Genomic DNA, 21,239 nt, shown 5'->3' with positions numbered 1-21,239 from the left:
TACACGCACACTTCCACCGTTACTCCGCCTCCTTCTTGGCCAACACGATCGATCCGATGAAGGCAACGGTGAGCAGCACCGAGACCAACTCGAACGGAATGACATAGTTCGAGAACAGCAATTTGCCGATCGCCAGCGCATTGTCTTCGCCAGCCGCAAGCGGCTGTACCGCGGGCATCTCCGAAGCGCGGATCGCGAAGAATATCAGTCCGAACAGCGCAAGCGCGCCCACCGCCGCCAATCCTTCATGCCACGCGCGCCTCGTCGTTGCCGTCTCCTCCTCTTGATGGTTCGTCATCATAATGCCGAAGATCATCAGAATCGCCACCGCCCCCGCGTAGATCAGCACCTGGACGAACGCGAGAAACTCGGCATCCAGCAGCACGAATAGTCCCGCCACGCCCACGAACGCCGCGAGCAGCGCAAGCACCATATGGACCACTTTCGTGAGACTGATCATGAACACCGCGCCGGAGATGATCATGACCGCGAATACGAAGAAGGCCACGAATTCGCCCGTTAACTCTACGCTACCCATCGCTTACTTCGCGCCCCCTTTGCCCGCCTGAGGCGCCCCGATGTTGTTGTTGTCCTGGCGCACGTTCTTGTTGTTCTCCTCCAGCCACCGCCGGTCTTTGAACAGATCGTCCCGGCTGTAGGCGGCCAGCTCGAAGTTATTCGTCATCACGATTGCTTCGGTCGGACAGACCTCGGTGCACAGATCGCACAGAATGCAAATTTCGAAATTAATATCGAACGTGTCGATAACCTTCCCCTTCTTCTCCGGGTCCGGATTCGGCTTGCCCGTCAGCGTAATGCAGTCGGTCGGACAGACGCGCGCGCATTGATTGCAGACGATGCAAAGCTCCGGAATGAAATGCTGGATGCCCCGGAACCGGTCCGGCATGACAAGCGGCTCGTCGGGATATGCGACCGTCACCTTCGGCTTCGTCATCGCTTTGAACGTGACGCCGAGTCCTTTCAATAGGCCTTTCATGGGCGTGCCCCCTTCTTGTCGGCTTCCATCGGTGTTATTTGACGAACAGCTCGAGATACACGGCCGTCACGAACACGTTCAATATCGCCAGCGGCAGCAGCACCTTCCATCCGAGCCCCATCAGCTGATCGACGCGAATGCGCGGCATCGTGCCTCTGAGCCAGATGAGGAAGAAGACGACCAGCGCGAATTTGAGCAAAAACCAGATGATCCCCGGCACGAAATCCAAGAACGCGAGCGGCGCACGCCAGCCCCCGAGGAACAGCACCGTCGTGAGCGCCGCAATCGCGTACACGTACACATACTCCGTCAGCATGAAGAACGCGAAGCGAAATCCGCTGTATTCGACGTGATACCCCGCCACGAGCTCGGACTCCGCCTCTGGCAGATCGAACGGCGTCCGATTCAGCTCGGAGACGGCGGCGATGACGAAGACGACGAAGCCGATGATTTGCGGGAGGAAGTTCCACTGCCAGAACCAGTCGCCCTGCTGCTCCGCGATCGCGCGCAGATTCATCGTCCCCGACACCATAATGACGCCGACGACCGAAATGACGAGCGGCACCTCGTAGCTGATCATTTGGGCCGCCGAACGCATACCGCCGAGCAGCGCGTATTTGTTGTTCGACGCCCAGCCGCCGAGCACGATGGCGACCGTCGTGATGCCGGACAATGCCACGTAATAGAGCAGCCCCACGTTAATGTCCGCGAAATACAGATCCTGCGTGTACGGGATGACCGCCAGCACGCCGAAGGCCGGCACGTACGCGAGCGCAGGGGCCAGCATGAACAGCACCCGGTCCGCCCTCCGCGGGATCGTATCCTCCTTGATCAGCAGCTTCAAAATATCCGCGACCGTCTGCAGCAGCCCGAGCGGGCCGACCCGGTTCGGACCGATCCGCAGCTGCATCCAGCCGAGGATTTTGCGCTCAAAGTAGATGGCGTACGTGACGAAGCCCAGCACCAGCACGAGCAGCACGACGCCCCATAGCAGAAACACGAACGCGTTGCCCCACGTCAGCGTTTCGTCCAGCAAGCCGCCCATCAGCAGTCCACCTCCCCGACGACGATATCGATTCCGCCCAAAATGGTAATGAGGTTCGTCATCGTCTCGCCCACCAGCAGCTTCGGCAAAATCTGCAGATTCACGAACGACGGACGGCGAAACTTGAGCCGGTACGGCTCCTGCTTGCCTTTGGACACGATGTGGCAGCCGATCTCGCCCCGCGGCGACTCGATGCCGACGTACACTTCTCCAGCTGGCGGCCGAATGACGCGCGGCACTTTGCCCATCGTCTCGCCCCCGGACGGGCATTGCGCGAGCGCCTGCCTCAGGATGCGCAGCGACTGGCGGATCTCCTCCAGCCGAATGAAGTAACGGTCATGGCAATCGCCATTGCGGCCGACCGGGACGTCGAACTCGAAGCGGTCGTACAGGCTGTACGGCTTTGCCCTGCGGAGGTCCCAGTTGACTCCGGTACAGCGCAGATTGGCGCCTGAGAGGCCGTAGTCGATCGCGGTCGCAGCGTCGTATCGGCCCACGCCCCGGATGCGCGCCAGGAAAATTTCGTTCCCGCTGACCAGATGGTCGTATTCAACGAGCTTCTGCTCCATGTACGGAATGAAGTCCCGAACCTGATCCAGCCATGCATCCGTCGCATCCCATTTGACCCCGCCAACCCGCATATAATTGTAGGTTAACCGTGCGCCGCACAGCTCGTTGAACAGATTGACGATCGTCTCCCGGTCGCGGAACGCATAGAGGAAAGGACTCATCGCCCCGATATCGAGCAGGTACGTCCCCCACCAGACGAGGTGACTGGCGACGCGCTGCAGCTCCATGACGATCAGCCGCAGAAACTCGGCGCGTTCCGGCACCTCAAGGCCCATCATCGTCTCCACCGCATGGCAGAGCACATAGTTGTTCGTCATGGCGGAGACGTAGTCCATCCTGTCGGTGTATGGGATGATTTGCGTATAGGTAAGCTCCTCCGCCAGCTTCTCCGTGCCCCGGTGCAAATACCCCATGACCGGCGTTGCCTCGGTGATGACCTCACCGTCGAGCTTGACGATAATCCGAAACACTCCATGCGTGCTCGGATGCTGGGGACCGACGTTGAGCAGCAGTTCTTCGGTACGTATCACGGCTTGTCACACCTCCGGATCAAGTGGCGCATAGTCTTTGCGGAGCGGATGCCCTTCCCAGTCGTCCGGCATCATGATGCGGCGAAGATCCGGATGGCCGGTGAAATGAATGCCAAGCAGGTCGTAGATCTCCCGCTCGTTCCAGTTGGCGGTCGCCCACACCGGCGTAACGGACGGCACGATCGGCTGGTTGCGATCGGCTTTGACCTTGATGGTCGCTTCGCGTCCGCTCGCGAGCGAGACGAGGTGGTAGACGACCTCCAGATGCGTTTCGTAATCCACCCCCGATACATTGCGCAGGTAGTTGAAGTTAAGGGTCGAGGAGGACTTTAAGGCGTGCGCCGCGGCGAGCAGGCGATCGGCTTGAATGACGATGGTTGGCAGGTCGCCGTTTAGTTCATTCAGATAGGGTGACTCGATGGCGTCCGCGCCAACCGCTTCCCGGATGAGTGCCGCCAGTTCATCGAGCTCAGGCTGCCTCTGAGATGGCGCGGCTGGTTGCTCCGGCTCGGCGTTGGCGGCTGCGCTCGATGACGGCATTCCGCCTTCTGCTGCTGCTTTGGCCGCCGCTCGCGCCGCACGGGCCTCTGCTGCCGCTTGCAGCTTGGCTTCGCGTTCGGGGTCGGCTGGTGTGGAGGCGCTGCCGGCCCCGCCTTCTGCTGCTGCTTTGGCCGCCGCTCGCGCCGCGCGAGCCTCTGCTGCCGCTTTTAGCTTCGCTTCGCGCTCGGGGTCTGCCGGTGCGGTATCCCCATCGTTTGAATTGTTGCTCCCCGGACCCGTGCCCGTTTCGGGCAAACCATCATTTGAACCTTTCTTTTCTTCCTCGCTCACCGGTTCGTCACCCGCTTTCCGGTCTTGGCTTCATAGCGGATTTTCTCCTGCAGCTTGTTAATGCCATAGATGAGCGCGGCGGGATTCGGCGGACAGCCGGGTATGTAGACGTCGACTGGCACGATCTGATCGACGCCCTTCATCACGGCGTACGACTTCACGTAGGGACCGCCCGCCGTGGCGCAGGAGCCCATCGCGATCACCCATTTGGGCTCCGGCATTTGATCGTATAACCGACGCAGCAGCGGGCCCATTTTCTTCGTCACCGTTCCTGCGACGATCATGACATCGGACTGCCTTGGCGAGGTGCGGAACATGACGCCGAATCGGTCCAAATCATAGTGCGAGGCGCCGGTACCCATCATTTCGATTGCGCAGCAAGCGAGTCCGAACGTCAGGGGCCACAGCGAGTTGCTGCGCGCCCAAGCCTTCAGCTGTTCCAACGTGCCGACGAACACATTGCGCTCCAGCTCCCGGCGCTCCTCCGGGGAAATAGACGCTAAATCGAATTCCATTTGAGCACCTTCTTTCTCCAGGCATACAGCAGGCCCACGAGCAGCAGCCCCGCGAAGATTGCCATCTCCACCAGCACAAAAAGGCCCAACTGCTTATACGCAACGGCCCACGGATACAAGAAAACGGTTTCTACATCAAACACGACAAACATAAGCGCAAACAAATAGTAACGCACATTAAAACGGACTTGCCCTTCGCCGACCGGCTCATTCCCGCTTTCATACGTCGTCTCTTTTTCGTTGGTCGGCTTATGCGGACGCAGAATGCGCCCCGCGGTCAATGCCGCAACGGGAAGCAGGATGCCCAGCAGAATGAAGATCGTCACAATCACGTAATTGTTGATGTACTTCTCCATGCTATCGCCTCCGTCTGTAAGTCGATGGCTTCACTAAATTACTCACATTATAACAGATACTTCCACGTATTGTATTTAACCTTCTTCATGACGAAGCATTTTTCTCTAGATAACCTATTCAAAGTTTGTCTACGTATACCTTACAAATTCAAAAGCCTTAGTACGTCGATTACGAACTAAGGCTTTTATCGTTTATCTGTATCCCTTAACGAGCTTCTCAACCTCAAGGTGTGAAGTTAAGGTCACGATCATCTCTACCGAATCAATAGCAAGAAGGTCGAATCTTTCATTAGCAGCCAGTGTGAAATGGTCTCCCGCTTGAATAATTCTGGTGACACCATTTTGGCTCGTACTCCCTTTTCCACTAATTACCGTAATATTCCGCGACCAACCGTCATACACAGAGTCAACCATTTGATAGCCCTTCCCAACAAACACTCTTTTAGTCAATACTCGCAGTTTATTGTCGCCTTCCCGGTAATCAACGACTTTATACCATCCCCAGCCCTTCTCCACATACATCGGATGTCCGCCTAACTCGCCGACCCAATCTTTAACCCGATGACTGATGCTCTTGTCCGCAACGAGAATCCCATCCGGGCTGGCAGCGACAATAATATCAGATGTACCTAGAACCGTTACGGGAATATCAAGTTCATTGATGACATGCGTGTTATGATGAACACCGGCAAGTATAGAATTGCCAATCGAGTTTGAACTCATTTCTTCCGTAAGTGTATTCCACGTGCCAAGGTCCTTCCACTGTCCTTTATATGGCATGACTGCAATATTGCTTGCTTTCTCCAACACCTCATAGTCAAAGCTCTTCTTAGGCAAGGTAGCATACTGTTTCAAAAATTCGTCGTATTGAAGCGGCAGCCCCATTCGTTCAATGACGGCCAACAGAAAGCCCAGCCGGAATGCAAACACGCCACAATTCCAAAGCGCCCCTTGAGAAATCATCTTTGCAGCGTTGCTCTCTTCTGGTTTTTCAACAAATTTATTCACTTTGTAGAATCTACTCTCACCATACTCAAACAGTTGGTCATCTGGCACGATATAACCATATTTCTCCGAAGGATGAGAAGGCTCGACCCCAATAAGCGCGATATCCGCGCCATTAGCCTGTAATATACGATCAAGGAGGACTACATTTTCAAAAAAAACATCCTCAACAAAGGGGTCTACAGGAAGAACGCAAAGCGATTCATCCGCCGAGACATTGCATTTGTCGTATAAATATACAGCGGATAGCGCAATTGCCGGGAAAGTGTCTCTCCTCTCCGGCTCTACGATATAGGAAGGCTCCAGACCTATTTGATTGCGAAGGATATCAACCTGACTTAAGCTAGTTGCAATGTAAGAAGAATGATGAAGATCGCCCGCCGTGATTTGCCGCCAAACTCGCTGCACCATAGACTCGAGCTCACCTTGACTATTTTGCAATACTTTTAGGAACTGCTTTGATCGCGAATCGTTTGATAAGGGCCAAAGCCTTTTACCCGAGCCTCCCGATAACAGTAACAACTTCATTGTTTCACATCCTGTTTATTCTTGAGCAAGCGAATAACGTCCAACCTCTGGACTCCTCGTACTAAAGCTATTGTTAATACTAATGACAGAAGTAACGCCACAAATAATGCGATAATCAACTCATTCAGGTCCGGTTTCCTCGCCAAGCTGTAAGCCGTCCAGACTGCCGCGCAAACACCGGTGCTTATCCACATATGCCGGCCGCTTTGCGCTTCGATGCCTATTATAAAGTAAACCATCGCTAATACCGTGTTCGCTATAAGGTACCAGATAAACACACTAATATCTGTCGATACCTTAAACATCCCCATGAGAAAATCCCCACAAATGACAGCCCCTAGTGAACAAACGATCCCAATTAAGAGAATAAGAAAGTTGACTTTAAAGACTTTTATACCTTTAACTGCACTTTCGTTAATCCCCATATTAGCGACATGGCTTGCCAGATAGAATGGCATTTTTCCCAACGACGACACAATGCTATACACTGCCATTTGCTCCGGTTCAAGTACCAAATACGCAACGGCTATGTCCCAGGTCAGCCAAATATTTACCACCAAAGAGGACATCCCCGTCGCTCCAAGCGAGACTGGCAAACTAACTGCTGACTCTTGCCGATGATGTAGTTGAGCAATACGGACGGAACCGTAGACCGTTCCCAACCATACTGCAGCGACAAGAACCCATAATGCAACCATCGGACTGCCGGACATCCCCAACAGTAAAGCGATCGCTAATAAGAGCGGACGTCCGATTTGAGGAATCGCAGATACAAAGCCCATTGACCAGTAGGCACGCTGCCCCATTAATAAGCCAGTATTAAAAGATAATAAATATGAAGGAACAATCCATAACAACAATGGCATGAACCACCCATCTGGAATGAAGACAAGATGCTCCCACAGCGATCTAGTCAAGTACATAGCCACTGCCAATATCGTGCCGGCTGAAAGAAACACGATCTGAATCGGTCTCGATTTCCTCTGCCACCCAGGTGTTTGGATGGACCATCTTGCAGCTGGTAAGATAACAAGAGAAGCCGGCAGAATAAACAAAGAGAATACGCCGATAAGCCCAAGTATCTGACTTAAGAAGGAGGCATCCCATACATTGGTGACAATTAGATTGTAGACATATCCCGACATCCCAGCCATGCCACTTAATAATACGAGGCCGAAATTTTGAATTAACCAACTCAAGTTCCACTTAAATTTTCTTTTTTCAAGAGCTTTCGTAGTAATCCATCCTTATTCTGTTGAATGACGTTCAATCCACCCGGCTTTAAGGGTGAACGGACGAATTTCTTTTTTCCATCGCTCTAACGAATAACGTTTACTATAAACTTTTCCGTTATTGCCCATTTCTTCTCGCTCACGTTCATCCTTGTACAACCGCACAATTGCCTCTGCCATGCCATCGACGCTGGCCTCCGTCACTAATCCGGTAACACCATTAACCACAACATCGTTTAGGCCACCGACGTTAGTAGCAACTACGGGTTTACCATAAGTGGCCCCTTCGATAGCAGACAAAGAACCACCCTCCGCCGCATACGTCGGAATTAATACAATATCGCTGCTCTGATATAGCCCTTGCATTTTTTTATGAGGAGTCCCCCCGAGGACAATTAACTGATCCTCGATATCTTTCATCTGTTCCTGGAATGCCGACTGATAAACTTGCTCCCTACCCGTCTGAAAAATAAACCGCCCGGTTACAACGAATAGACAATTGCCATTCGTAAGGGAAGATACACGGCGCACCAAATCAGCAAGCCAAGCTCCACCTCTGACCAGAGAGAGATTCCGAGGCACAAGAATAATTAGCCTATTATCCCGCTTCGCCTGCTCGATCTGCTGATTTTGAACATTCATCGTCGCGGAATCAACTTCCTGTTTTAGATTGCAGAAGTTGCCCGACACATGAATTCTTGTCCTATATTCCGTAAGATCGCTTTGCACAATCCTCATGAGCGTAGAGTCGCCTGCGATAATGGCTTGGCAATTTTTAATTCTTCTCATCGTTTGCCATTTCGATTTTTTTCGCCAGATTGGAAGGTATATCGAAGCCAGCTTATTCAAAGGGTACCATTTTGAGTATTTACCGATAAATGGGATATCCCACCAAACCCCATGATCCGTTGCTGTGACAACTTGAGTTTTAGACGGGATTGCAAAGTGTAAATAGTTGTAGTGAATATGCGAACACCCATCTCGCTTAGCTTGTTCGCTGCCTTTCTTCCAAATGGCCTTGCGATGACATTGAATATTTTGGATTTCAATGCCATTCACCATGTAACTCGCATTATCCGCAGCTGGCTGATAAACCCTTACCTTGGCTCCCTCTTCTTGAGCCTGTTTAATTAACTCATACATGTGCTGCTCCGCACCACCAGAGAAAACATCCCCATCGACAATAAAACTGTCGGCTATAAAAGCGATGAAAATCACGTTCGTCTTTCCTCCCGATGCTTTTTAATTCTCAGATAAAGAAGCCATCCCGCGGTCAACAAAGAAAGGATGAAGATAACAACCGCAAGGGACTTGAGGAAATTGAAAGTCTTGCTTGGCGCAAACTCTATTGTGATCGTCTTATGATCATTATTCTTCGGAACAATCCAGCCGTTCATATACCCATCAACTAGTACATGCTCCCACTCAAGAGTCTCGCCTGAGGAGGATTTCAATTTCCATCCGTCATGATACGAGGTCTTGTAGACAACGAGTTTGGAGGCCTTTGGCACCTCAATCGTCAAGGTTTCGTCTAATTTATCCGTCTTCATGGGCAGACGATTTGGCGATTCCCCGTTTAGAGCAAGTACCGATCCTGTTGCACCTGTTTCTTGATCCACCCTGATATCTTTATAAGCGATACTGGTTGGTACGGATTGTTCTGCGAACGCATAGAAATACAACGACAAATTGGATTGTTTGCTACCAACGTAAATTTCCTGTTCGATCGTTTGCCAATCACGTATCGTTTGAAGCTTACTTTCCCAAATGACCATACCACTTTCGTTATTAATTAATCGAATTAATGGTTTCGAACCTTCCATCGATTGAGCTTTGAGCGAAATATGGATATAGCTATCACTAACATCCGGTAATTGCAACCCGATTCCAGCCGCATTCTCCGTTGCCTTCAGCATTAGCGTATTTTCATTTTCTCTCTCAGCTACCAACCCGGCTTCCTCTTTATTCAGCGCTTTAACCGCATTCGCATCGAAGAGTTCACCCCAGTTTGTCAAAGCGATGGAGGTTCGCACTTGCTTTTCTGGATATAAAATGGCTTCATTCGTTCGTGAAAGTTGTGTTACCGGATACAATTGCAATGTTTGCTCTTGTGTTCCAGTACTATCATTCTCAGCATGAAGCTTTACGGGAAGCAGCATATTTTCCGTATTGACGCTATAACTCCCAATTCTCACATTCTTTTGTACCAATTGATGTTCATCAAGTTGGTATATTTTATCTCCAATACTTACTTTTAAACTACTCGCTTTTTCAGGCATCTGGAAGTTTACATGACTTTCCCATTTGAAAGGGCGATCCCCAATTTGTATAGCCAGGCTTTCAGCAGTGACGACGATTCTATCTTGCTCTACTCTAGTAAAGAGCTCGAATGTTCTAGGTATTAAGGAGATTGCGGTATTAGCTGAAACTTCTCGGTTCCCCTGAATTCCTTCGACTTCATCTTGGAATCCGTGGATAATTGCATCCTCCGCGTTTTGCAACCACGGCGTTAGCGCAAATTTCCCGTATGCCGTGCTTACATCTATCCCCTTCTTCTCCGTGATCCAATTCCCGTAGCCATCATAAGCGTCAACCACTTGAACGTCCTGCTGTATCTCATACAAATCTAGCTTTTCGAAAGTACCTACTTTCTTGATACCTTTCTGACCTTGCAATAGGCTACTTAATTGTTCAGGTGGAATGAAGTTCCGACCTATACTTTCTGTTGTTATATCATGTCGGAGTATCAGCCACTTGATGCCCATTTTTTCGAGTAAAGGCGTTATATCCCCTGATTGATTTTCTTTCAAAACTTTATATAGCTGCTGAACCTGTCGCATGTATCCTGCTGACCCGCCGAGATACACATCAACTTGTGGTTCTAATAACAAAACAGGCTTATGGATTAGAGACTGCGCAACGTAATCAATTCCATAATAGCCCCAATCATAGCCCATTTGGTAAAAATCATTATTTGGCAGAAGAAGCACGCGCGCATGATCGTCAGACGCATTGATGGCTTGTGCTATGTCTTCCCAATAACCAGGGAGTTTCACTGCCCCTTTGTCGTTAATCGATAAAAATGCTCCAGATATGAGGGCTCCTCCATTAAGCGCAAGGCAGAATAGCAACATCAAACCAGCACCTGCCGGTATAACGGATTTAAGAATAAGAGGCCGAGCAACCCGACTTGCCCACTGCTTGATTGCCACTGTCCATTCATCGACCGATAATGCTGCCAATGCAAAAATCGATAAATAGATGGGGATATTGAACTGTACTTGTGGATCTCTGAATAGCCAAAATAACGGGATATGCGTATACATCCAGCCGTTGACTTGACTAAAAGGAGCATGGAGCCCTTTTGCCATGAATAGCGATAGCCCCAAGATTCCGAGTAGAACCAGCTTTCTTTTCTTTTGCGCACTAAAAAAGAAAGCATAGAGTGCAAACAATACTGGCACGTAAAGTGACGCATACATAAGGATATTCGTGTAATACATCTTAGCCCACGGATAATACTCCTGCCGTGGCCAATTCCATATCCCCTGAAATGACAAGAGATTAATAATACTAGCGTTTTGGTGAACAAACTGATAGTCCAATGGACCTTTAAACGTTTGTTCCACTGTTCCTGGACTACCATACAATGTAATATAGGCCGCATAAGCCCACCAGCAATTCAATAGAACAGCTAACACAATTCCAAGTACTATCCCACGCCACACCTTGTGAATCTGTCTCCATCTATACCAACAGACGGCAAGCCACAGCAAAGTCCATAATACAAAAAAAACGGCAGATGGCGGATTTGCTGAAATTAAAAATAAACCTAGACTTGTAAACCCAATCTGGATCCCAAACTTCATGGCGGATTGCGGCTGTCTCAAATGATGAACTAACAAACCCGCAATCCACGGGGCGTATCCTAATGCAAACGCCATAATCGGATTAATAAAAGTAATCGCGTTGAATAATGAAAGCGGCATCGCGATTGCAGCAAAAATCGGTGCGTAGTTACGCTCCGGGAAGAACGCACGCATAAAATAAACGGTAGCCCATCCTTGCCAAATCAGCAGGGTCGTATAAAACAAGTATTGCACGGCATACCCGCTAAAACCCAAACCCCCAACAATCTTCCCCCATAATGCTTGTATAAACATATTGGAAGAAAACTGGGGACTTCCGAACCCATTAACGAAAGTCCCCCAAAGCGACAATGATTTGTCTAATTCTTGATTATCCGGAATGAAACCCGAAGGGTATACATCCCCACCAGCTATATAAGCATCAAACCAAAAAATAGAAGCTGAAACTAATGTTAATACAAGAAACACTACATAGTACTGATAGTATTTTTTCAACTGCATCCATGAGAAATTCAAACCGAGTCACCCTGCTTTTTGTTCATTCTGACGCTATAAAACCACAAAGCAATGACGCTTAATAGTGCCGTACAGAGTCCAAGGTACTTGAATCGAACAAACCACTCGTTGAGTGTGAAGCTTATCGTGTAAGACTTACCCCAGTCTTCCTCGGGGATGATCCAACCATTTAGTAAGTCTCCCACTTTAACGTGTTTCCAGCTTGCCTTCTTGTTATTGACTGTGGCCGACCAATTCGGATGAAACGTATCCTTAATAACTAGAAGCTTGGAACCTTCCGGTACAACGCCGGTAAATTCGGTTCGGCTACTGGATTCGTTCGTTTGAGTCACATCTTTTAAATCCTTGGTTAAATAGGTAATATCCGCCTTCCCGGCAGGCCAGCTTTGAATCGAAAAGTTCTCCAGATTAACCGGTTCATCTTTATTCTCGCTCAAAATCTCAACCGCTACCAATTGTTCGGTCTCCGGAATAAAAGCTGTTTCGTTTAACTTATAGCTTTGTCCATTATAATCGATGTTACTTTGCCAGATCTGTTGACCGTTTTTGTTTTTGAACAGAACAATCGGGTGGGCTTTAGCTAAATCCCCTGTCAAAGATCCTGTGATTTGAACATATTGACCAGAGACGTTTTCAAGGGTCAACCTATCCTTTACTGTCTCAAAATATGAAATCGGATGTTTTTGCCCTAATTCTGTGGACAATAAGTTCTCGGCCTTGCTGCGTGCAGACAATTCCAGAGTACGAACATTCTTAATTTCATCGTTGGATTGTATATTTATCGTCTGTTTAGCGAATGACCGGATACTCCAAGCATTGAAGTCCTTGAATTTATTGATGGTGAGCGATTCATCATTACCTAATGACATTGCATATAAACGAAGAGACTCGAGGCTCTGACCTTTCATCCATTTGGTCCAATCCTGATAGCCTTCTCCCTTTTTCAGCGTAACGGTTTCAAGAATCTTTCCGTCTGCGGTCATTTTGATAGCGGGAGCTTCGCCTGCGATATACTGATATCGGCCTGTGACGAATATATCCGCGTTACTGCTAGCAGCATTGATTGTTTTTGAAACGCAAGACGCATGACTCTTAGCTTCCAGAACGAGCGTCCCATCACTCTCAATTTTCTTGTTTAATTGCGCTTGTTCTCTAGATTTGAAATCAGTAACATTACAGTCTTCCAATCCACTCCAGGTTGAATTTAATATCGGTCCCCCAATACTCGAGAACCATTCCACCTCTATCGCTGTTTGTCCTTCTCGAATGCCGATGGTGCCTAAGTCGTATTCCTTACCCTTAACTAGATTATTGGCAAGTGCGAACTTTTGCTGCCCATTGATATTTAATGCAATCATATCTGTTCTATCTTCCGGTAATATTATTGGCTTGGTTATGCTCCATTCCGTCTTCTGCCCATTGATTATCGTAATAGGACCCAGAAGTTTCAGTTCCAAGTTTCTTGCGTCTAACCGTTTCAACCGCACCTGCAAGGTTCTAGGCGATATATTTACATTTGTTTCTTGTTCTAAGCTAACTCGGATATCTTTGTCGAATGTGGATTTCACTGCGCCACCTTGCGAGTCCACTGTATCATCCCAATCATTGACCAACCAAGGCATTACAGAAGAAATCTGGCCTGTTGATACGCCATTAAATGCGCTAGATTGATCTCCCCAGTTTCCTATCCCATCATAGAAAACAATATTATTTTTATGCGTTTTAACCTCATAGACCGAGAGCTTTTCGAACTCTTTAACTTTTGTTATATTTGTCTGCTTATTTAAGAAATTCGTCATGAACTCGGGGGATAAAATATTTCTATTCGCCAGGTTGGTTATGACATCTCCTCGGAACACAATCCACTTTACACCGAGCATATCCAGATAGGGAGAAATATCTTTTTCCGGTTCTCTCGATATTTGGTATAACAGCTCTCCTAATAAGGTGCGGTACGAATGGGAGCCTCCCAAATAAACATCCGATACCGGCTGCAGCGTTACGATGGGATGCTTAAAGAGAGTCACCCCAAGATCGTCGACACCATAATATCCCCAGTCGAAGGGCATCTGATAGAAATCATTATTAGGAAGCATCAGCACGCTTCCCTCTGCCTCTTGCGCGTTCAGGAAATCGGCAGTTTCCAACCAGTACTCAGGTACGTCAACGATTGTGGTGAACGCACCAGTATCTTTAGTCTCTGGTAGAAATTCGCCGTTTACAAACGAATAGCCATTCATCATAACGATTAAAGTCAAACACACCATCACTAACACGCGTTTGAGTCGATTAAATTGAATCTTCATTTGTGTGAATAAACGCTCAGCTGCTTTATATAATTCTTGCGCACCTAGCCCAGCTAATGTATATAGGCTTAAGTACAGGATGATATTCATTTCTACTTGCGGATCTCGCAATAACCAATAGAATGGTAGGTGCTCATACATAAATGCGTTGATATTGCCGAATGGAGCATGAGTCCCCTTAGCAATGAAGAGAGAAATAACTAGGATGCTCAACAAAATGTACTTTTTCTTCTTTAGCGGACTATAAATAGCCCCGATTAATGCAAACAAAACAGGTACGTATAGAGAATATTTCAAAATTCCTGTTACATATTTATAACTAAACGGATAATATCCGCTCATTGGCCAACTCCAATATGCCTGCATACTCAAAAGGTTAATAATACTTGCGTTCCCATGTACCCATGTGTATTCTAACGGACCATCAAAGGTTTGCTCTACCGCATCCCCGCCTAGATATAATGTCACATAAGCAGCGTAGGCCCACCATAAATTAAAACCAATAGAGAGCACCACAGCAATGCCAAGGCTTCTTAGGCTGTATTTCCGATTGCCTTTATTCTTATATAACTGATATCCTAAAAATGCAGCTACCCAGACAACCCATACGACGGCCATCGGCGGGGTACCAGCAATAATAATTAGACCAAAGCTTGCAATTCCAAGTTTAAGGCCCCATTTAACCCAGTTACTTTGAGAGATTCGCCCATTCCGAAGAATTAACCCAGCGGTGAATGCAAAGTAACCTATTGAAAACGCCCCGATTGGATTAATAAACGTAATCATATTATATAAAGAAATAGGAATACCTAAACCAACGATCAGTGCTGGGATAATCGCACCAGGCACGATTGCACGAGCGAAATACGCCCCGGCAACCCCTTGCCAAATTAATAAGCACGTAAGAAGCAAATAATTTACGAACACGCCAGAAAACCCGATAGCGGTGAATACCTTTCCGAATACAGCCCATGTGAAGTTCGTTGGTGAAAATTGTGGAGATCCTACCCCGCTAAAAAAATAGCCCCACAAACTTGATGCCTCATTATAGATATAGCTATCCGGCATCAAAGCTCCAGGCCAAATATCTCCACCTACAACATATCCGCCTCTCCATAAGGCAGATAGAGATATTAAAAACAACGTAATAATTACGATGCCATATACAAAACGATTATTAGTCAAAACTTTACCAGTGTAGCTAGAATACCAGGCCTTCAATGTAGCTCCACCTTTACATGTAATAGAACAAGCATAGAGAAATTTCACATCTCTCTATGCTTGCATGTTATTTTAAGTATAAATTATTTCACGGAAACCTTGCCGATATTATCAAGTGCGCGTACGATCATCGTTACTGCTTCAGCACGCGAGATTGAATTTTGCGGTTTCAATGTTTTGTCTTGATAGCCGGAGATGACGCCTGCTTGAAGAGCTGCATTTACACCCTTCACTGCCCACTCATGAGTTTTAGCAAAATCCTTGAATTCCGAACCCGTAGTTGTTTGTGTTGCTTTCAACTCAAAGGCACGACCCAAGATTGTTGCTACCTCTTCACGAGAGATTTTTGCTTCAGGAGCAAACTTGTTAGCAGCTACACCTTGAACAAGTTTGTTTTCGATCGCTGTACCAAGCGCTTTGTTATACCAAGCAGTTGCTGGAACATCGGCGAAAGTTGCGGTGCTAGCTTTCTCGGAAAGGCCAAGCGCTCCAACGATTACTTGTACGAATTCAGAACGCGTAATCGTGTTATTAGGCTTAAACGTTCCATCAACATAACCATTGATGAAGTTACCACCAAGCGCTACGCTTATGTAGTCAGCTGCCCATTTAGCCGATTGCTCGTCCGAGAATACTTTACCGTTCGAGAGCAATGCATACGTACTAAAGCTGTTGGTGTTGAAAGATGCAGTGCCTTTCTCGGCATCTACGATAACACCGCGGAACAACCAGCTACCGTTCTCTTCTTTAAAGTAAGAGAGGCGCTTCGGATCCAATTTCTTAATAGCTTCAGCATCATTCAGCGTTACAGTAGCCGGCTGAAGAAGAAGATCCTCTCCGCTCAACTCTACGGAAATGGCAAGTCCGCCAAATACAAAAGAGTTCGGCAGTTTTGTCTTAAGATCCTCAGCTTTTACGGATGTTACCGTAATAGTACGGTCAGAAGCAACTGCACCTGCTGGAATTTTAATGCTGATTTTTCCGCCAGCAAGTGTGATTTCAGCGCCTGCGGCACCGAAAGTACCTGTTACCGTAGCACCATCGCTAGAGATTTTAGCTGGCGATGTCGTGCTTACTACAGGCGGGAAGTATCCACCAATACCATCCGATGGTTTACTTGTTCCTGGCGCTTCGCTTTGACCTGGACCTGGAGCTTGACTTGTACTTGCTCCTGGTGCTTCGCTTGTTCCTGGAGCTTGGCTTGCACTCGAGCCTGGCGACTCGCTGCTGCCCACTGTTCCGGTAACAAACGAATTAAGGCTGTTGGCATTTGCTACTGCCGCGCCAAGAATGGTAGTAGTAGCAATACCCATGATTAGATGTTTTTTGAGAGACTTTTTCATTGAGACTCTCCTTTCAAAAATTTTGATCTATTAACTCAATGTTAATACATCCGTTAGGAAGTTTTCCATTCGATCAATCGAAGATTCCCAAGTATATTCTTTCGCCTTTGCATAAGCGTTCGCAGAATATTCTCTGAGTTTATCAGGATTATCGAACAGAAATGTAATAGCTTGATGCATGTCGTCAACATTGGGATTCACGACGAGCCCCGTTTCGTTGTGTACAACCGCATCACGTAATCCAGGAACATTGTATACCACCGAGGCGGTACCATATGCCGCTGACTCTAGGACCATCCTGCCCCACCCTTCACGGACAGATGTCGCGATACACAACCAGGCCTGAGCAAGCAAGAGGTCTCTTTCGTGGTCGGAAGTATTATTATAGACCTTTACGCCTCGCTTGTCTTTAAGGTATTCTGGCGGGTCACCGCGCCCTATCACCCAGAACTCAGCTTCTGGATACTTTTTTTGAACCTCTAGAAAGGCGCGAAAAGCATGATCGAGCCTCTTGGCTTGCGCTTTGAACCTTGCCAGAAAGACGATAGAGGGATTAGCAGACTTCTCGGTAGGCATGCCTACTTCTACGCCATTGCTAACAATCGCATGTGCCCCTTCCCACCCTAGTCTCACAAGATCTTCTTGCGTACTTTGGGATATGGTAATGTAAGGGGTCTTTCTATATTTAGCAAGCAACTGTTTCTCTAAAAACTTACCTATCTGACTCACTGGCGGTTTTGTTTCGTAATCCCAAACATCATCCGCCAGTTGATGGATAAGCGAAACATGTTTTGTCTTAGCGCTCCAAGGCGTCAAAAAACCAAAGGTATTAATCTGATCAATAATAACATCAAAATCAGTTGACTTTCGAGTAAAACGATTACCTGTTATGTATACCTTCATACCTTCTGCACCGTATAGCAATCGTATTCCCTTATAGACCTGAGGCATATCTCGCTCATGAGCAGCTGAATACCAGGAAACTTCGTGACCTCGCTGCACTAGTCCTTCGAGTAGTTGCTCGGTGTACACTTCTGCTCCGCCAGCTCTTGGATGATGAGGTCCACGCCAACTAAGCATCAATAGACGCATGCGTACTTACTCCAATCTCACCAGCATCGATGACTGTTTTCTTCTTCTTAAAGTGAGAAGAGTAGCTCTTCACGTAATAAACAACTCTGCACCATTCTACTGCCGCACCCAAAACGCTCTTTAAACCAATCCGATTAGGCTTGTCCGATCTTTCAATCGCCACCGCAACTTCTTTCATCTGGAGACGATCGTGACTAGCCATTCCCAGAATCTCAACATCAAACAAATAACCTTGGGCCTTTACAAGACTTACAACCGAACGGATCCATTCACCCCGAAATACCTTGCACCCTGTCTGAGTATCCTTAACGGGTAACCGTAAGAAGATATAATTCATGGCCGAGAAACTTGAACTTAGCAAGCGACGCAGCGGATTCGCTCCTCGCTGCTCCCACGGGAGCTCTTGTTTGGCGCCAACAACAATATCCAATTCTTCCCGCCCTGCAATCTCAAACACTTTCCACAACTGACTTGGTTTTATGTCTAGATCCGCATCAAGCAGGCCCACAAAAATGCCTGTAGATTCATGAATACCGGCAACTATCGTTCCTCCCTTGCCGGTATGCGGCTTCTCAATCAAACGAACCTTACGATTCGGATGCTTAAGCTGCCAACTCTTCACAACCTCGACCGTCGTATCTGTGCTTCCATCATCAACCACGAGAATTTCCACATTACGCTTAGGTAAGTCAATAAAGATCTGATCTAACGTCCGTCCGATTCGGGGCGCTTCATTCCACGCCGGAAGTATGATGGATAACTCCACTTCTTGTCCCGTCGTTACCCTTAAATCTCTAGACCTATTGACGTTATATTCCGTACTAACGTCTATTTCCTCAAGTAGCGCTCCCAGCTTAACCACTCCCAATAATCCCAAAGGAATGTTATCTTTTTACTCCGCAGTGTGAATACTGTATATATACTACTAGATAATCGTGAATAATGAAAGAGTTTGTAAAGGTATTATGCGGAATTGTGACGAATTGTATCGGAAATTGTTCCCACTTTGTTCAATATCAACTCTATTGATATTGAAGTCAAAGATACAGTTATTTATGCATGCGAACCTACTAAACACCCCTTTCACGGCTACCAAAATCCATATATATGTAAATTATATACTAACTGCTATTTTTGGTGTATCGTTTTCTTTCTCTTTATTTAACTATTCATAAATCTTCATACTTCCGAATCTTACGGCTGTTCTCATTTCCCTATACAATCTTTAATCACTAAAAGTCTATCTTCCAACAACTATTTATATCTACCATATTTATACGTTGCTACCATATAAAAAGTTGCGGTTGTTTCTTCTATTACAAACAAATTTTCTACAAAAAAAACGCCGCTGCCTCCCTATGCATTACACATAAGGACACAACGGCGTTCCTGTTCCGTTCCTTAACCGCGTTGCTTCACAGCCAGACGGTTCATGGCGCGTTGGAGCGCAAGCTCCGCGCGGCGGAAGTCGTACTCGTCGGCTTTGCCGGCTAGGCGCTGCTCCGCGCGTTTCTTCGCGGCTTGCGCACGAGCCTCGTCGATGCTCTCAGGGAGCTCGGCGCTCTCGGCCAGAATAACGACTTTATCTTTGCGTACTTCGACAAACCCGCCGCTAACGGCGATGATTTGCTCCGAACGGTCTTTCTTGATCGTAATCGAGGAAATGCGCAGCGGCGTTACCATCGGAACGTGGTTCGCCAGAATACCCAGCTCGCCCTCCGTGCCTTTCACGATGACCATGTTGACGTCCTCAGCGTAGACCTTACGCTCAGGCGTTACGATTTCCAATGTAAAGGTGCTCATGCGGATACCTCCATCAGCGGCTTATTACAGCCCTTGAGCGAGTTTCTTCGCTTTTTCGACTGCGCCTTCAATCGATCCGACGTTGTGGAATGCCGGTTCTGGAAGATCGTCATGCTTACCTTCGAGAATCTCTTTGAAGCTGCGTACCGTGTCTTTAACCGGTACGTATACGCCCGGCATACCGTTGAACGCTTCGGCAACGTGCAGCGGCTGCGACAGGAACAATTGCACGCGACGCGCGCGGTGAACGACTTGTTTGTCTTCTTCGGACAACTCGTCCATACCGAGAATCGCGATGATGTCTTGAAGCTCTTTGTAACGTTGAAGAAGCTTCTTAACGCCTTGCGCGACTTGGTAGTGCTCATCGCCGAGGATTTCCGGTGCCAGAATCCGCGAGGACGAAGCAAGCGGATCAACGGCCGGGAAGATACCCATGGCGGCGATGTTACGCTCCAGGTTCGTCGTTGCGTCCAAGTGGGCGAACGCCGTTGCCGGAGCCGGGTCAGTATAGTCATCCGCTGGTACGTAGATCGCTTGAATCGACGTAACGGAACCTTTTTTGGTCGAGGTGATCCGCTCTTGCAGCTGACCCATCTCAGTTGCCAGCGTCGGCTGGTAACCTACGGCAGATGGCATACGGCCGAGGAGGGCGGATACTTCGGAACCTGCTTGCGTGAAGCGGAAGATATTGTCGACGAACAGAAGTACGTCGCGGCCTTCTTCATCACGGAAATACTCAGCCATCGTCAGACCCGTCAAGGCTACGCGAAGACGTGCGCCCGGTGGCTCGTTCATCTGACCGAATACCATCGCCGTCTTGGAGATAACGCCGGAGTCGCTCATCTCGTGGTAAAGGTCGTTACCTTCACGAGTACGCTCGCCAACGCCGGCGAATACGGAGATACCGCCGTGCTCTTGTGCGATGTTATGGATCAATTCCTGCATCGTTACGGTTTTACCAACGCCCGCGCCGCCGAACAGACCGATTTTACCGCCTTTGGAGTAAGGCGCCATCAAGTCGATAACTTTAATGCCTGTTTCCAGGATCTCTTGTTGCGTCGACAGCTCTTCGAATACTGGGGCCTGACGGTGGATTGGGTTCGCGATCGAACGATCGACGTCGCCATTGTTGTCGATTGGCTCGCCCAGTACGTTAAATACGCGACCCAGTGTTGCTGGACCGACCGGTACCGTGATTGGCTTGCCTGTATCGATTGCTTCCGTACCGCGGACGAGACCGTCCGTGGAAGACATTGCTACGCAGCGAACCATATTGTCGCCGAGGTGAGTGGCCACTTCGACTGTAAGCTGAATATCGCGTTCGCTAGCATTTTGAGCTTTCTTCTCGATTCTTATCGCATTAAGGATGTCCGGCAAATGGCCGTTGTCGAATGCAATATCGACAACTGGACCTGTAACCTGGACAACGCGCCCGTTGCTCATGTGTGTCCCTCCTAAAAGTCGGATTGGCTTCGCGGGC

General features: G+C 48.2%; 17 protein-coding genes. All 17 read right to left on the bottom strand.

The features are described from left to right. Positions 1-19: 19 nt before the first annotated feature. The gene (locus tag ACFFSY_RS13585) at positions 20-538 is read right to left on the bottom strand and encodes an NADH-quinone oxidoreductase subunit J (protein WP_377494729.1); all 519 of its coding nucleotides are present in this window, start codon (positions 536-538) and stop codon (positions 20-22) included. A gap of 3 nt (positions 539-541) precedes the next feature. After that, a complete protein-coding gene (gene nuoI / locus ACFFSY_RS13580) occupies positions 542-997 on the bottom strand; it encodes an NADH-quinone oxidoreductase subunit NuoI (RefSeq protein WP_377494727.1) in 456 nt (151 codons plus the stop codon). A 34-nt stretch (positions 998-1,031) separates the two neighbouring features. Continuing rightward, positions 1,032-2,042 carry an NADH-quinone oxidoreductase subunit NuoH gene (gene nuoH, locus ACFFSY_RS13575; protein WP_377494725.1) on the bottom strand — a complete coding sequence of 337 codons (1,011 nt, stop codon included), beginning with the start codon at positions 2,040-2,042 and terminating at the stop codon, positions 1,032-1,034. Beyond that, a complete protein-coding gene (locus ACFFSY_RS13570; RefSeq protein ID WP_377494723.1) occupies positions 2,042-3,142 on the bottom strand; it encodes an NADH-quinone oxidoreductase subunit D in 1,101 nt (366 codons plus the stop codon). Before ACFFSY_RS13570 ends, nuoH begins: the two co-directional genes overlap by 1 nt. Positions 3,143-3,148: 6 nt before the next feature. Then, positions 3,149-3,973, bottom strand: coding sequence for an NADH-quinone oxidoreductase subunit C (locus ACFFSY_RS13565; protein WP_377494721.1), 825 nt, complete (start codon positions 3,971-3,973; stop codon positions 3,149-3,151). Next, on the bottom strand, positions 3,970-4,488 hold the full coding sequence (locus ACFFSY_RS13560) for a NuoB/complex I 20 kDa subunit family protein (RefSeq protein WP_377494719.1): 519 nt from the start codon (positions 4,486-4,488) through the stop codon (positions 3,970-3,972). The genes ACFFSY_RS13565 and ACFFSY_RS13560 overlap by 4 nt, the downstream gene beginning before the upstream one ends. After that, positions 4,473-4,844 carry an NADH-quinone oxidoreductase subunit A gene (locus tag ACFFSY_RS13555; RefSeq protein WP_148929589.1) on the bottom strand — a complete coding sequence of 124 codons (372 nt, stop codon included), beginning with the start codon at positions 4,842-4,844 and terminating at the stop codon, positions 4,473-4,475. Before ACFFSY_RS13555 ends, ACFFSY_RS13560 begins: the two co-directional genes overlap by 16 nt. 192 nt (positions 4,845-5,036) lie before the next feature. Further along, complete coding sequence (locus ACFFSY_RS13550; RefSeq protein WP_377494717.1) at positions 5,037-6,377, bottom strand: sugar phosphate nucleotidyltransferase; 1,341 nt, start codon at positions 6,375-6,377, stop codon at positions 5,037-5,039. Further along, the gene (locus ACFFSY_RS13545; RefSeq protein WP_377494715.1) at positions 6,374-7,576 is read right to left on the bottom strand and encodes a hypothetical protein; all 1,203 of its coding nucleotides are present in this window, start codon (positions 7,574-7,576) and stop codon (positions 6,374-6,376) included. Before ACFFSY_RS13545 ends, ACFFSY_RS13550 begins: the two co-directional genes overlap by 4 nt. A gap of 48 nt (positions 7,577-7,624) precedes the next feature. Next, the gene (locus ACFFSY_RS13540; RefSeq protein WP_377494713.1) at positions 7,625-8,827 is read right to left on the bottom strand and encodes a glycosyltransferase family 4 protein; all 1,203 of its coding nucleotides are present in this window, start codon (positions 8,825-8,827) and stop codon (positions 7,625-7,627) included. Next, a complete protein-coding gene (locus tag ACFFSY_RS13535; RefSeq protein WP_377494711.1) occupies positions 8,824-11,994 on the bottom strand; it encodes an alpha-(1->3)-arabinofuranosyltransferase domain-containing protein in 3,171 nt (1,056 codons plus the stop codon). Before ACFFSY_RS13535 ends, ACFFSY_RS13540 begins: the two co-directional genes overlap by 4 nt. Continuing rightward, positions 11,991-15,521, bottom strand: a complete 3,531-nt coding sequence (locus ACFFSY_RS13530; protein ID WP_377494709.1) for an alpha-(1->3)-arabinofuranosyltransferase domain-containing protein — start codon at positions 15,519-15,521, stop codon at positions 11,991-11,993. The genes ACFFSY_RS13535 and ACFFSY_RS13530 overlap by 4 nt, the downstream gene beginning before the upstream one ends. A gap of 83 nt (positions 15,522-15,604) precedes the next feature. Next, a complete protein-coding gene (locus ACFFSY_RS13525) occupies positions 15,605-16,864 on the bottom strand; it encodes an S-layer homology domain-containing protein (RefSeq protein ID WP_377494707.1) in 1,260 nt (419 codons plus the stop codon). A gap of 30 nt (positions 16,865-16,894) precedes the next feature. Further along, a complete protein-coding gene (locus ACFFSY_RS13520; RefSeq protein ID WP_377494705.1) occupies positions 16,895-17,956 on the bottom strand; it encodes a glycosyltransferase family 4 protein in 1,062 nt (353 codons plus the stop codon). Next, complete coding sequence (locus ACFFSY_RS13515) at positions 17,937-18,818, bottom strand: glycosyltransferase (RefSeq protein ID WP_377494703.1); 882 nt, start codon at positions 18,816-18,818, stop codon at positions 17,937-17,939. Before ACFFSY_RS13515 ends, ACFFSY_RS13520 begins: the two co-directional genes overlap by 20 nt. A 539-nt stretch (positions 18,819-19,357) precedes the next feature. After that, on the bottom strand, positions 19,358-19,759 hold the full coding sequence (locus ACFFSY_RS13510) for a F0F1 ATP synthase subunit epsilon (protein WP_377494701.1): 402 nt from the start codon (positions 19,757-19,759) through the stop codon (positions 19,358-19,360). Positions 19,760-19,783: 24 nt separating this feature from the next. Beyond that, positions 19,784-21,202, bottom strand: coding sequence for a F0F1 ATP synthase subunit beta (gene atpD / locus ACFFSY_RS13505; RefSeq protein WP_377494699.1), 1,419 nt, complete (start codon positions 21,200-21,202; stop codon positions 19,784-19,786). Between the last annotated feature and the right edge of the window lie 37 nt (positions 21,203-21,239).

Source organism: Paenibacillus aurantiacus, from assembly GCF_042431225.1.
GTDB lineage: Bacteria > Bacillota > Bacilli > Paenibacillales > Paenibacillaceae > Paenibacillus_Z > Paenibacillus_Z aurantiacus.
The sequence above is the reverse complement of the archived record's forward strand: the minus strand, read 5'-3'. Positions and strand labels throughout refer to the sequence as shown.